The organism is Paenibacillus sp. SYP-B3998, from assembly GCF_010820665.1.
Taxonomy (GTDB): domain Bacteria; phylum Bacillota; class Bacilli; order Paenibacillales; family NBRC-103111; genus Paenibacillus_E.
In genome coordinates this window covers 243,713-257,846 of the sequence record NZ_JAAIKC010000008.1, presented here as the reverse complement: position 1 = coordinate 257,846, position 14,134 = coordinate 243,713, and the positions used below count along the sequence as shown (strand labels likewise).

11 protein-coding genes and 3 riboswitches are annotated in these 14,134 nt (G+C 45.5%); of the genes, 3 read left to right on the top strand and 8 right to left on the bottom strand.

All coding sequences use genetic code 11. The features are described 5' to 3' along the window. The first annotated feature begins 107 nt into the window (after positions 1 to 107). The gene (locus GK047_RS20165) at positions 108 to 485 is read left to right on the top strand and encodes a hypothetical protein (RefSeq protein ID WP_163950883.1); all 378 of its coding nucleotides are present in this window, start codon (positions 108 to 110) and stop codon (positions 483 to 485) included. A gap of 216 nt (positions 486 to 701) precedes the next feature. Beyond that, complete coding sequence (locus tag GK047_RS20160) at positions 702 to 1,502, top strand: hypothetical protein (RefSeq protein ID WP_163950881.1); 801 nt, start codon at positions 702 to 704, stop codon at positions 1,500 to 1,502. A 65-nt stretch (positions 1,503 to 1,567) separates the two neighbouring features. Here GK047_RS20160 and GK047_RS20155 read toward each other — a convergent pair whose 3' ends face one another. The 7 genes from GK047_RS20155 to GK047_RS20125 all read right to left on the bottom strand — a co-directional run bounded on the left by GK047_RS20155 (position 1,568) and on the right by GK047_RS20125 (position 10,000). Then, complete coding sequence (locus tag GK047_RS20155) at positions 1,568 to 2,347, bottom strand: aldo/keto reductase (protein ID WP_163950937.1); 780 nt, start codon at positions 2,345 to 2,347, stop codon at positions 1,568 to 1,570. Between the two features lie 178 nt (positions 2,348 to 2,525). Further along, complete coding sequence (locus GK047_RS20150; RefSeq protein ID WP_163950878.1) at positions 2,526 to 4,859, bottom strand: histidine kinase; 2,334 nt, start codon at positions 4,857 to 4,859, stop codon at positions 2,526 to 2,528. Positions 4,860 to 4,931: 72 nt separating this feature from the next. Continuing rightward, positions 4,932 to 5,492: a potassium-transporting ATPase subunit KdpC gene (kdpC, locus tag GK047_RS20145; protein ID WP_163950875.1), complete on the bottom strand. Its 561-nt coding sequence runs from the start codon at positions 5,490 to 5,492 to the stop codon at positions 4,932 to 4,934. A gap of 102 nt (positions 5,493 to 5,594) precedes the next feature. Continuing rightward, complete coding sequence (gene kdpB / locus GK047_RS20140) at positions 5,595 to 7,637, bottom strand: potassium-transporting ATPase subunit KdpB (protein ID WP_163950872.1); 2,043 nt, start codon at positions 7,635 to 7,637, stop codon at positions 5,595 to 5,597. Positions 7,638 to 7,668: 31 nt separating this feature from the next. Continuing rightward, positions 7,669 to 9,342 (bottom strand): potassium-transporting ATPase subunit KdpA, encoded by a 1,674-nt coding sequence (gene kdpA, locus GK047_RS20135; protein WP_163950935.1) that lies wholly within the window; start codon positions 9,340 to 9,342, stop codon positions 7,669 to 7,671. Positions 9,343 to 9,393: 51 nt separating this feature from the next. Further along, a complete protein-coding gene (locus tag GK047_RS30680) occupies positions 9,394 to 9,471 on the bottom strand; it encodes a potassium-transporting ATPase subunit F (protein WP_481856023.1) in 78 nt (25 codons plus the stop codon). 133 nt (positions 9,472 to 9,604) lie between these two features. Further along, positions 9,605 to 10,000, bottom strand: a complete 396-nt coding sequence (locus tag GK047_RS20125) for a hypothetical protein (RefSeq protein ID WP_163950851.1) — start codon at positions 9,998 to 10,000, stop codon at positions 9,605 to 9,607. A gap of 113 nt (positions 10,001 to 10,113) precedes the next feature. Further along, a riboswitch (cyclic di-AMP (ydaO/yuaA leader) is annotated at positions 10,114 to 10,272 on the bottom strand. Positions 10,273 to 10,355: 83 nt separating this feature from the next. After that, a riboswitch (cyclic di-AMP (ydaO/yuaA leader) is annotated at positions 10,356 to 10,546 on the bottom strand. 390 nt (positions 10,547 to 10,936) lie between these two features. Continuing rightward, positions 10,937 to 11,104, top strand: a riboswitch (cyclic di-AMP (ydaO/yuaA leader). A 149-nt stretch (positions 11,105 to 11,253) separates the two neighbouring features. On the opposite strand from GK047_RS20125, the gene GK047_RS20120 reads away from it, so the two are divergent. Continuing rightward, a complete protein-coding gene (locus GK047_RS20120) occupies positions 11,254 to 11,769 on the top strand; it encodes a hypothetical protein (RefSeq protein WP_163950849.1) in 516 nt (171 codons plus the stop codon). Between the two features lie 75 nt (positions 11,770 to 11,844). Here GK047_RS20120 and GK047_RS20115 read toward each other — a convergent pair whose 3' ends face one another. Then, complete coding sequence (locus GK047_RS20115; RefSeq protein ID WP_163950847.1) at positions 11,845 to 14,124, bottom strand: sensor domain-containing protein; 2,280 nt, start codon at positions 14,122 to 14,124, stop codon at positions 11,845 to 11,847. Positions 14,125 to 14,134: the final 10 nt, after the last annotated feature.

The following is a 14,134-nucleotide window of genomic DNA, read 5'->3' as shown; positions in this document are numbered from 1 at the left end:
AAGAAACCGTCTCCTTTGAAATGGTTGGGTGGTACCTCCATTTTACCAAAGAACGGTTTCTTTTTGTTGCATAAAATGAAAAAGAGGCCCTCCCTCAGTCATTATTCATGACTTTTGGGACAGCCTCTTTTGTATATAACTTAAAATGTTTATGGAATGATAATTTGCCAAAAGCACTGAAGCTTTCTCAACTAAAAGGTAATTTTGAAAGTGAAAAGGCTAAGTTCGAGGCTATGCCGCAAAGTAAATCCGCTGAGGATTCTGCTAAAATTGAGGCACAAGGCAAAAAAGTAAAAGAATTAGGATTGGAAGCAGGGCAGTTACAAGCAGAATTAATAGCTCCTGATACTAAAAAAGAACTGGAAGATAACATTCGCGGCTTAAAGGGAGTTTTGGCTGAATCTGATTATTTTAAAACAAAAGTTGATGACCCAACTTATGGGGAAATGTATAAAAAGGGAAGAGATAAAAGAGTGTTAGCATAGCATCCAACATCAACTAATAAACCAATATTGTATTCCGTAGCGGAAGCTCAGGGGGATCTCATTTAAATTGTCCACAAGTAGGGTCACAGTTCTTAACCACTTACAGAGCACCCTTTTTTCTTCGTTCACTTCTGCTCATATCCTACGAATATTCCGAGAAAAGTCTCATAGACTAATAGAGAAGCGAGATAATTTCAAAGAATAGGAGTATCCCCCATGCAAACCTTTCGAGCGATTAAAGTGAACCCCAACTCCCTCTTAATCTATGTCCTAATTATGCTCACTAGCTTCACCTTAACGATTATCCTCCTGACACGCACGCAGCACACGAAACCTCCAATTCGACCGGCCCCCTTATCCGAATACAAGATCAGTCAAGGGAATAATGGGGTGCTGCTTCACACAATTCGAACATCGCCAGCAAATATCGGACTAAAAGCCATTACTTCGAATGTTACCGAGCTCCAAGATAATGGTATTAACGGAGGATTTTTCTGGCAAGGAAATCTGCTCAGCATAGCGGTTATCGATGACCTTCCCGTCAAGGGAAAGCCTGGAGACTATGGCTCTGGCTGGTTCAATATTGATCGTAAACGGGGGACTCTTGTTTGGGATGAGAAGTCCAAAACCTTTACCATTCAAGTAGTCACGGCTGCAGAGGAATTGAAAATTTCAGACCGGAAGCACTACTGGGCACAAGGTGGGGTTAGTATGGGGATTCGTAATCCCGATGGTTGGGCTAGTCAAGCCGTTTCCGAAGAAATGCCCGTCATCAATGAAAAACGCATGCGTTCAGGGATCGTTTACGATCAGCAAAATAACGTCTACCTCGTCGTAGCCCCAACACCTTGCACGGGGGAACAGTTCCGTTCAGCTGTGATCGAACAGATCGGAGCTGGACAGCTCGTCGATGGTTTATTTCTGGATGGAGACGGCTCGTCTCAACTTAAAGTCGCAAACCATGTGCTGCCTGGGGATCATCGCGAAGTATTTCAGATGATATCTCTATTGAATTAAAGCATTACAAGCGTAAACCATGCACACAAACAAAGAAAAACCCCCATGACTGGAGGCTTCCTTCATTAAAAGGTTACATTATCGGGATCTGGACCGATTCGTTTATTCTCATTGAGCGTATCGATCTGAGCGATATCCTCAGCAGACAGCTCAAAATCGAAAATATTCGCATTATCGCGAATACGCTGCTCCGTGACCGATTTTGGAATCGTCACTACCCTGTTCTGAATATCCCAGCGCAGCACGATTTGTGCAGGAGACTTACCATGTTTGGCAGCAAGCTCAGCCAGCACCGGATGATCGAGCCGTCCTTGCATAAGCGGGCTCCAAGCTTCCAGCTGAATGTTATGCTCACGAGTAAACTGTAGCAGTTCTTTTTGTGCCAACTGCGGATGGTACTCTACTTGATTGACCGCCGGCACGATGCCTGTATCTTCAATAACTTGTTCCAAATGATGAATTTGAAAATTACTCACGCCGATTGCCCGGACATGTCCTGCTTTGTACAAATGAACGAGCGCTTTCCACGTTTCTCTGTAAGTTGCGGGAACGGCCCAGTGCACGAGATAGAGGTCGATCGTTTCGAGACCTAGCCGTTTGCGACTGGCTTCAAACGCTTGCAGCGTAGACTCGTAGCCTTGATCTGCATTCCACACTTTTGTTGTGATAAAAAGTTGTTCGCGGGCCACGCCGCTTTCTCGAATACCTTGACCTACGCCTTCTTCATTTCTATACACGGCTGCTGTATCGATACTGCGATACCCATTTTGAATCGCTGTTTTTACTGCCTGAATAACTTCTTGACCTTCTTTGGATTTGTATACGCCGAGTCCCAGCCAAGGCATATTTACACCATTATTCAGTGTAACGCCAGCTGTTAATGCTTGTTTGGATTCAATTGTCACGAGATGTACCTCCTTAATTTGGTTGAAGAGATGGATAAATCCTCGTGTGATCACGTATGTCTATCATAACACTCGGAATTAAAAACTCATAATTATGGCAGGTACTTCCACGTTTAATTTAAATATCCTTTACGCTCATGTTTGGATGATAATCAGCCACAATGAGAACATCCATATGCCTCGAAAGCCGCAGTAATTTTTTTATAACTGACCCGTGCCTTCGTTCCTCCCAGAAGGAAATCTTCGATTGGCCGACAATTAACTGAGTCGTCTGTTGCTCATTTGCTTTAGCTGCGAGAACCATGGGGATCTGCTTCATGTTATCTGTTTCATGGATGGCAAATTTCCCACCTAACTGCAGTGTTAGCTTCTCTAAGGCTTGGAGTCTCTTCCGCAGTTCTTCCGACAGTGTGCCTTTCACATGAACAAAATTAACGACCCAAGTGGCCTTCAGCCTAAAAGCGATTCTGAATCCTCTTCGAATCAAACGGTAGGCATGCTCCGTATTATTAATACATACGAAGATCACTTCTTTACGCCGCCATGGCCCGCGCAGTGAGTTTTTTCGTTCCAAGGATTCTAATCTTTCATCCACGTCATCAGCAATTTCACGCAAGGCCAATTCTCTTAAAGCGATTAAATTCCCCGTTTTGAAAAAATGGTTTAAGGCCTGATCAACCTTGGCCATAGCGTACACCTTACCGTCTCGCAGCCTGTGCTGCAGCGTCTGAGGCGCAACATCAATTAACTGAACCTCATCGGCTAAACGAAGAATGCTGTCTGGCACAGTTTCTCTAACACGAATACTCGTGATTTGTTCCACGGCATCGTTTAGGCTTTCTAAATGCTGCACATTGACCGTTGTGATGACCGAAATACCCGCATCTAAGATCTCTAACACATCTTCATATCTCTTCTTTAACTTGCTTCCCGGGACATTCGTATGAGCAAGCTCATCTACCAATACAACTTCAGGGCATCTGCGGATGATTTCCTCTGTGTCCATCTCTTCTAATTTAACGCTTTGATACGCGATTATTTGCCGAGGAATCGTTTCTAGGTTCCCGACCTGCGCGATTGTCTCCTTGCGTCCGTGAGTTTCCAGAAGTCCAATTTGGACATCGATCCCTTTTTTCAGCAGATCATTGCCCTCTCTGAGCATTGTATAGGTTTTACCTACTCCTGGCGCTGCACCAATGTACACTTTAAATTTGCCGCGTTTGATTTTCCCGATCTTTTCCTGGACTTCCTTCTCGCTAAGACGTCTGTATTTCTGCGGCTCTTTGGGCCCTTTCATCTTGGCCGGCAAAATCCGCTCCCCTTCATGTTCCGCGCTATCAGCGACGAGAAGCACATCAATGTTCTTCGTCTGCCTCAGAAGATCATTCACAATTGAGCCCTGGCTGAACTCTTGCCATCTGGACTGCTTAGAATGACCGAGCACAATCCGGGTTACATTATTCCGAGTGGCATATTTGACCAAAGTTTTGGGGATGGAGCGGCGAGAGGTGAAGGGCAGCTCATTGAATTCCCCACCCACTTTATCCACAAGGTCAATAATTGATCTCCTAAACGTAGCTGCTTCCTTGGACAGGGAGCTTTTCAAGTTACGAAATGTAACGACTAATAAATCGCCGTTCAGCCTTTTGGCGACTTGTTGGCCTCGACGGACATAAATTGAACCATTCCAATGATACTGCGAGGATACGAGAATTCGCTCCGTAACGCCAGATGGCCCGACCAGCCCCATCTCTTCACGGTACTCCTCCAGTGTCTCGTTCACATCTTCCGCAACTAGGCGGAGCGCCAATTCTCGTAGAACGCCCAGATTTCCCTGCTTAAAAATGGTTGTGTCCTTGTTTCCTTTCAGATTCCCTTCGGCCAACCGATTGAGCAGAGTTTCCGGCGTTACATCGATTAAACGAACCTCGTCCGCTATTTCCAACGTATCGGCAGGAACCGTATGTTTCACCGTAATCCCTGTTAACTTTTGAGCAATCTCCATAGCCCCTTCAAGCTCATATACGTTAACAGTCGCTATCACGCTAATATCGTGACTTAGTAGAAATTTAATATCTTCAAGGCGTGTCGGGAAACGCGCATTCGCTCGATTCCTATGGGCAAGTCCGTCGACAAGAACCACCTCTGGATTGCGTTCAAGCAGCGCATCTAAGTTCAAATCCTTATACGCACAATCCTTTTCAGTCCAATGAATGCTTGGAACCCGCTCTAAATCACCGAGTTGTTCCACCGTTTCCGGTCTTTGGAGCGTAGAAACGGCGCAAATCACAACATCAATGCCTTGCTCTTTAAGCGTATGACCTTCCCTAAGCATATGATAGGTTTTACCTGAGCCGCTAACGGCACCGATATAAATCTTTAATCTACCGCGATGGAGCTTGGATATCGAATATAGAATCTCCTCTGGAGATTTACGTTTAAAGCTGTCCAAGGGCAAACGCTCCTGTCATTGAATAACTTCAGCAAGCCGCCCCTACTTAGAGGAAGCGGCTTGCTGGATGACTCATTTCGACTGTTTCAGCAGTTCGATGTTTAGCTCGGTCACATTCACGCGCGGTTCACCGAATATTCCTAATTGACGACTCTTTGTATGCGTGTCGATTAATGCATGGAGCTGCTGCTCGCCAATGCCTGATTCCCGGCTAATCCTTGGAACCTGTGCTCTAGCGGCATCCGGCGACAAGTCGGGATCAAAACCTGAACCTGACACTGTAACCAGATCAGCTGGAACCTCTTTCAGCTTCGGATTTTCTTGCTTCAACGCTTCGATTTGATCGGCAATCCCTTTCACATAATCCTCACTGGCTACAGCTGTGTTCGATCCAGCTGAAGATGTAGGATCGTACTTGGCATTGGAAGCCCTAGGATGAAACAGCTTCGGCGATTCAACGTTTTGGGCAAGAAGCTCGGAACCTACCAAAGCTCCGCCAGATTCAATCAAACTACCGTTAGCTTGTTTAGGGAATAGCACTTGGGCGACGCCTGTTGTAACTAACGGGTAGATAAGCCCACAGATGAGCATCAGCACGACGGAAACTCGAATCGCTGTTAAAATCATTTTCATAAAAACATCTCCTTAAGCGTTTTCCTCAGGAAAACCTTCTTAGTAAACAGTTACACATTGTCTGTATTAAAAACGATCTTGTAAGCCTATTTGCTGATTAAATTAAACAATATTTAAGCCATGAATGAGCATATCAATCAACTTAATGGCTATGAACGGTACAATGACACCGCCAATTCCGTAAATAAGCACATTGCGCGACAGCAGTCTATCTGCTGACATGGATCGATACTTGACGCCTTTCATCGCAATTGGAATCAACAACGGAATGATAATGGCATTAAAGATCAACGCTGACAATATGGCGGATTCCGGAGAAGCCAAATGCATGATATTGAGTGCTTGCAGCTGCGGCATAGCTAGAATAAACATCGCAGGAATAATGGCAAAATATTTCGCAATATCGTTAGCAATTGAGAATGTCGTCAAGGCGCCGCGCGTAATTAGCAATTGTTTGCCGATGGAGATGACTGACAAAAGTTTGGTCGGGTCAGAATCCAAATCAATCATGTTGGCCGCTTCCTTGGCAGCCATCGTACCCGAATTCATCGCCATGCCCACATCGGCTTGAGCAAGCGCAGGCGCATCGTTCGTACCATCGCCAGTCATCGCAACCAGCTTGCCTTCTTGCTGCTCTTTCTTGATCGCAGCGATTTTATCTTCAGGTTTCGCTTCTGCGATAAATTCATCCACGCCCGCTTCCCTAGCAATCGTCGCTGCGGTTAAGGGATTATCTCCTGTACACATTACCGTTTTGATCCCCATCGCTCTCAGCTCGGCGAATCTTTCTTTCAGACCTGGCTTCACCGTATCCTTCAAATAGATAACCCCATAGATTCGGTTGTTCACAGCGACAGCCAGTGGCGTACCGCCCGCTTTGGCGATTCGGTTTGAGATGTCTTCAAGATCATCTGGGACATTACCGCCTTTTGCGGTTACATACTTTTTGATCGCATCGACAGCACCTTTGCGAATGACCGTACCGCTGCTCAAGTTCAATCCAGACATCCGAGTTTCGGCTGTAAACTCAACAGCTTCGGCTCCTTCATATTCGCTAGCCGCCCATTGCTCGCCTTGCTTATTCGCCAACTCGACAATCGACCGTCCTTCTGGCGTTTCATCTTTGACAGAAGCTTGCAAAGCAACAAAGGTTACCTCTGTCACTGTAACATCCGAGACAGGAATAATTTCAGACGCCATACGATTTCCATATGTGATCGTACCCGTTTTATCCAGAATCATCGTATCGATATCTCCGGCTGCTTCTACCGCTTTCCCTGACATGGCAAGCACATTAAACTGAGTTACCCTGTCCATCCCGGCAATCCCAATTGCTGACAATAGCCCGCCTATTGTCGTAGGAATCAAGCAAACCAACAGAGCAATTAAAGTAGCCACTTCTAGCTGAACACTCAAATAGCTTGCCATAGGTACCATCGTCATGATAACAATCAAGAAAATTAATGTAAGTACTGCAAGCAGCGTTGTTAACGCAATTTCATTCGGTGTTTTTTGACGCTTCGCGCCTTCAACCAGCGCAATCATACGATCTAGGAACGATTCGCCCGGATCAGTCGTTACTTTCACAACGATATAATCAGAAGCGACGCGCGTACCGCCAGTTACAGAGGAGAAATCTCCTCCCGCTTCCTTAATGACAGGCGCGGATTCTCCTGTAATCGCCGATTCATCAATAGAAGCAAGACCTTGAATAATTTCACCATCCGTAGGAATAATTTCCCCTACTTCGATACGGACAATGTCGCCCTTTTTCAGTTGGGTAGAGGACACTTGCTTGTAAGTACCGTCTTTTTGAATCAAACGAGCCGTTGTATCGGACTTCGTCTTACGCAGCGAGTCCGCCTGCGCTTTGCCGCGTCCTTCTGCAATTGCTTCAGCAAAGTTAGCGAATAAGACCGTAAATAAAAGGATAATAAACACCGCGATATTGTAACCCCGACCTACGTTCGTAGCGCCGAAAAGATCCGGTTGAATCGATAATAACAAGGTAATGAGCGTTCCCACTTCAACAACAAACATCACCGGATTTTTGATCATAACCATCGGATTTAACTTCTTGAATGCATCAAGGAATGCCCTCGATACCATTTCACCAGATAATGTATTCTTACGTTCAGCAGCCATATAGATCCTCCCTCAATATAAAAGCCAGGCCTCAGCGAGGCATCTGCAAATGTTCAGCAATCGGTCCAAGTGCTAATGCTGGGAAAAAAGTGAGCGCCCCGATCACGAGAATGATCATGATCAATATGCCCGAGAATAAAGGCGTGTCAGTCCGCAGCGTTCCAGTCGTAACCGGAACTACTCGCTTCGTCGCAAGAGAACCCGCAATAGCAAGCATCGCAATGATCGAAATGTAGCGTCCGAACAACATAACCAAACCGATACCCAAATTATAAAAATTGGTATTCGCGTTCAATCCTGCAAATGCCGAGCCGTTGTTCGCCGCTCCTGAAGTAAAAGCGTATAAGACCTCTGATAAACCGTGCATTCCCTGATTGGAAATGGACGCAATCGATTCAGGACGCAATAGCGCTAACGCCGTCGGGACTAATATAATAACAGGGTGAACCAGAAGCGCAATGGAAGCTAATTTGACCTCTTTTCCCTCGATTTTCTTCCCTAGGAACTCCGGCGTACGTCCAACCATGAGCCCGCAGATGAAAACCGATAGAATGAGATACATCAATCCATTTAACAAGCCCACCCCTTTACCGCCAAATACGTTATTCAACATCATTTGAGCGAGAGGAACGAATCCCCCCATCGGTGTGAGCGATTCATGCATGTTATTGACAGAACCCGTGGTAGCCGCCGTAGTTACTGTTGTAAATAGTGCGGTTTGTGCGATACCGAATCGGACTTCTTTCCCTTCCATATTGCTGTGAACACCCATCGCATCTACGGCTTTGACACCGTTATACTCCGAAATGAAAACCGTTGTCAGCATGACGACAAAGATACAACCCATGGCGGCAAAGATCGCCCAGCCTTGTTTTTTGTTTTTGATCATTAAGCCAAATGCGTAGACGAGCGCAGTCGGCAGCAGCATCATACACATGATGTGAATAACATTAGAAAGTGGTGTCGGATTCTCAAAAGGATGCGCGGCATTGGTACCGAACCAACCGCCACCGTTCGTGCCCAAATGCTTAATCGATTCGAAAGAAGCTACCAGTCCACGAGTAATGGTTTGCTTCGCGCCATCAAGCGTCGTTACATCAACTGCGCCTTGGAACGTTTGCGGAATGCCTTGGAACACAAGGAATAAAGCAACAAGAAAACCGAGCGGTAGAAATACGCGTGTGATACCGCGAACCATATCTACATAGAAGTTACCTAAGTTATCTTGACGGCCAATCAATCCACGAATGAAAGCAACTGCTACGGCAAATCCTGTAGCCGCTGAGGTAAACATCGGGAAAGTGATCGCAAGCAATTGAGATAAATACGACAAAGCGTTCTCGCCGCTATATGATTGCCAGTTCGTATTTGTAATAAAAGAAGCTGCCGTGTTGAAGGCTTGTGCCGCTGGCATGTTCGCAATGCCATCCGGATTCATCGGCAAGTACTGCTGAAATCTCAAAACCATGTACATTAAAATCAACATAATAAAGTTAGTGAGCAGCATAGCGCCCAAATATTGCTTCCAGCCCATGGATTCATTTTCGCGAACGCCCATGATCCGATAGGTAATTCGTTCAAAAGGTCCAAAAACCCGGTCAACCCCAGTTTTATTATAATCGAAAACTTTCACCAGATAGTGCCCTACCGGTTTCACTAGTAACATGATCAGCACCAAGGTGATGACTACTTGTAACAATCCCATACCCATATCAGGATATCCCCCTCATATCAACAATCATCGTGTCATGATTCATTAAAATTTTTCTGGTTTTACTAATACGAAACCCAAGTAAACTATTAATATAGCAGCAATGATACCTATAACAACCATGGAGCTTCCCCCCAACCTTTTTCCTTATGCTTTTTCAGTAAATTTCATAAAACCCCAAAAAATAAGAAACGAGATAACGAACAACAATATCGTAACGAAATCGCTGGACATGTCCAGACCTCCTTGTTAACACTTAATTAAGTAAGAACACGACATTTCCGGTATTCGAGTACACGACGAAATCAGCGCCTAGTCCTTTATAGACCATTCTTGGCTTATCGCTTGTTGTAATGACATAAATAGGCTTAATTGTCCATTTGCGACTCATTTTCAAGTACCGACAACACAGCGTCAGGCTTTTCTCAAATATGAACACTTTGCCAATCTCATACGGTGGTAATGCCCATGTTTCATGATCGGACGTATCCACTTCAATCATATGCTCTACGCCGATTTTGTTCATTTGCTCCCGCTCTTTATCATTGTTTGTCAAAACAACGAATGGCATCGCTTTGAACTTGAGATATTGAATAAATTGCTGTGCCGCGACTGTCGAGCCGGAGACTAATATATATTCGGATTCATTCATCAACTTGGTCCTCCCCAAAATTTGAGGCAACAAAAAAGAAGCCAGGAAGAAGAGGTCTCTTCACGTGGCTTCCTACGCACGAAAAAATAAACGTGCTAGTTTACACGATAACAAGTGCCTCTCTCGTTACGCTTACGAAGTTAGCTGTCGGATTCGGGCCATGAGAGTAGCCCTACTTGGCAGTTGCCAAGATTCACCCCGTAGATCAGCAAAGTCTGATCTTAATGGGTCCCCCGCCCTCTGAACATTCAGAGGTTAAGCGAAAAAAGACGTATTGTTTTCAATTTTAGACAACAAAAAACCACAGGTGCATTCACACTCTGTGGTCAGCTAGCGATCACAAAGTTTCATCATCCCTCTCTCCAACTTACGCTTACGAGGTTAGCTGACGGATTCGGACGGTGAGAGTCGCCCTACCTATAGGCATGCCGGCATGCCCAAGGATTCACCCCTGTGATTCCTTGCCTGGCTCTCACACCAAACGCAGAATCATCTTTTTTTTGGTTCCCCCGTTTTCCCAGAAAGGAAATTCAGCAATCAAGAATTTGGAAACTTTTTAATAAGAATCATGAATCGTATATTACGCTCCAGTGTTAGGTTTGTAAAGCTTGCCAGAGAGTGATATAACGCCATATCTGATTCATTCCGCAAAAAATAACGCTTACTTTTCAATATATCTCCATTATTCTATTATATACTCACTATCTCTCCCGTTTTCAACTTTTCCACTTCTGGTTAAAGAATGCCTACCGAACAAATCGTAAAACGACGAGATTGGGAGATTAAAAGAGTACATACGAGTAGAATGAGCCCTATTATGCCGTTGAAATTCACGTTTTAGGCCAAATTCTGTCAAAAATAACCTAAAACGAATTTTATCGCATTTTACAATAAATAGTGAAAAGCGTATGATTCATGTCATGCCATTTAATCGTTGCATACAAATCGCTGAATTCCTGAACCAGGAAGCGGGGGAACCAACTTGCAATCACGTTTGAAGCGTAATTGCCGGGGTGAATCCTTTATGAAGTAGCCATCCAAGGTAGGGCGACTCTCACGCCCGAATCCGTCAGCTAACCTCGTAAGCATATAATTAGGAGACAAACAAGCTATCGTGTAGACGCATAGTTTCTACTGCTATGCCTATTAGAAGCCACGACTAGAGCTTATCTCTGCTCGGTAAGGCTTCTTTTTACTATCCATTTTTGTAGAATGGTAACCCATTCATTGATTAAGCGAAGAGAGGGATCTGTATGGAACAAACGGTTTTCCGCGGCTGTGGTTGCAACTTCTTAGATCCGCTAACCTTGCAGCATCGATGGTTCGGAGCTGTCTGGACATGTAAAAATAAAGCTCAATTCCTGTTGGGCTATTGGTTTGCAGACAATCGAGATAAGCTAATGGCACTTATGCAGCTTGAAGGCTGGGGGAAGACCTCCCTTGAAGCAAATCCTCTTGAGGTGAAGAAGGCCTACCAAGTATTCAGAGCCGCTCAGCACAAGCAGGACTGGGAGCACAGATCCTTGCTGCCATTGCGTCTAGCCTTCATAGAACCTTGGAAACGCGTGAAGTTGGGCTGGTATATCGTAAAGTCCAATGAAGGCTATCCCGCCCACGTGTCTGCCGTTCAGAAGAAACGCCTTCTTCTATGGCTGGAGCATGTAGCCTTATGCGAGAATGAGGAGCAGCTGGAGCAATTTATTCATCAAGTCAATTTGAGACATCAGATCGCCTTAAAAAATGTCCCTTTTCGCACATGCAAAAGGTGACTATCTACCAAAAAACGCCTCCAACCCCACACTTGCTTAGTGGTTTTGAAGGCGTTTTTGCACATTATTTGGAACTCACTCATTTACTGACATCCTTTTTAGACAGCCCCCAAGCAGCTTTTTGTCAAAGCCCTGTGCGTGGCACAAAGCCTCCTGAAGACTAAACAATCGTTCTGTCATCAACTTCGCAGGGAGGGGTTTACTATAGAAATACCCCTGCATTTCATCGCAGCCTTTGCTTTTCAAGAAGTCGTATTGCTTCTCGGTCTCGACGCCTTCCGCAATAACCTCAAGGTTCAAGCTTTGGGCCATGGCAATGATGGACGTCGCAATGACAGAGTCGCCATTATCCTTCGTAATATCGTTGACGAAGGATCGATCAATCTTCAAGCGGTTAATGGGAAAGTCCCGCAAATAACTGAGCGAAGAATAGCCCGTACCGAAATCATCGATCGAGATTTGGATGCCGAGCCTTTTTAATTCTTCGAGTGTGACGATGACTTCATCAGCGTTCTGCATCGCGATGCTCTCTGTAATTTCGAGCTCTAAATAGGCGGGATCTAGCCCTGTTTCCTTCAAGACATCCGTGACGACCTGCACAACATTGGATTCCTTGAATTGATAGGCGGACAAATTCACGGCGACACGCATCGGGGGGAATCCCGCTTCCTGCCAGGCTTTATTCTGACGGCAAGCTGTTAGCAGCACCCATTCGCCGATCGGGATTATCATGCCGGTTTCCTCGGCAAGGGGTATGAATTCTGCGGGTGAAACCAGCCCCCGTTTGGGATGCAGCCAACGCACAAGCGCCTCCACCCCCGTAACCTGGCCAGATTGGAACTGCAGCTGCGGTTGGTACATCAACACGAGCTCATCTCGCTCCAGCGCCTTGCGCAGCTCCTGCTCGACGTTAAGCCGCTCAGTGGCTTGCACACTCATAATCGGCGTGAAAAACTCATACCGATTGCGGTGGCTTTCCTTCGCGCGGTACATCGCGGCGTCCGCGTTCATCATAAGCGTCTGAGCGTCTGGGCCATCGTTGGGATACAGACTGATACCAATACTCGTAGTCACAGAGCACTCATGACCTTCAATACAAATGGGTTGACTAATCGTCTCGATGATTCGCTCTGCAATCTCAAGAATAACACTTTCTTGCGTGACTTCGGGAAGTAGTATAGTGAACTCATCCCCTCCCATACGGGCAATCGTCCCCTGCTGTCCTACACAGCTTATGAGGCGCCCAGCAATTGTTTGCAGCAGTCTATCTCCGAAGGCATGTCCAAGTGAGTCGTTAATGTATTTGAATCTGTCTAAGTCTAGAAACAGAATCGCGAGCTTATGTTGGTCCTGCTCCGCCTTTTCTAATCCTAGGTTCAAATCATCGATGAAAAGCCGGCGGTTGGGCAGATCGGTGAGCGCATCGTGGTAGGCCATATGGTTGATTGTTTCTTCCGCTTGCTTGTGCTCGGTAATATCTTTGCCCATAGCAAACACACCGACCACTTGGCGGTTGATAATAATCGGAACGAAGCGAATTTGCAAATCGACGAGGTACCCTCGTCGATGAGAAATGGAGAGCTCGAAGCTGGAGGAAATTCCTTGTTTAGCTCGGATAAAAGGCTTCAAATACTTTAGTTTAGAGCCAATTTCCAACAGATGCGAGCATGACGTGCCGATTAATTGATTGGCTGAATAACCCGTAATTCTCTCCGTAGCTGGGTTGACCGCATTGACGTTACCGTCAAGCTCGAAGGAACAGATCAGATCGGGGTTATGATCAACTAAAGATTTATAACGGAATCTGCTTTCCTCCAGCATTCGTTCGGAATCTTTTCGCTCTGAGATATCGCGGATAATACCTCGATAGCCCGTTGGCTCAGAGGACTCCGAATCTTTAATAAGGACAATCGACCCTTCTACTCGTTTACGTGTTCCGTCCCCTCTGACAACTTCCCATTCAACGCAGTTAACTGCTGTTCCCGAGTGCGCGACCCACTGGTACGTTTGCTTCAATTTCTTAGCATCCTCCGCACTCATGAAATCCGCCATCTGGCTTCCCAAAAGCTCATCCTCCCGCGTCCCCAAAATGTCGACGAGCGAGTGATTGTATATCATAAGGTTTCCCGTCATATCCATTTCATAATATCCATCTTGAATACTTTCTAGAGTGGAGCGGATTTTCAATTCTTCCTGTAATAGCTTAGAGCTATCAAGACGGTTTACCTTCTCCATATGACGTTGAATCATCCTATATAACAGATAGGCCGTCACGATCATGATGATGCTGAAAAGCACATGCGAAATCCCTATTTTTAAAGCTACTTGCAGCATAAAAGCGAGTAGTACATACATAGATACGATA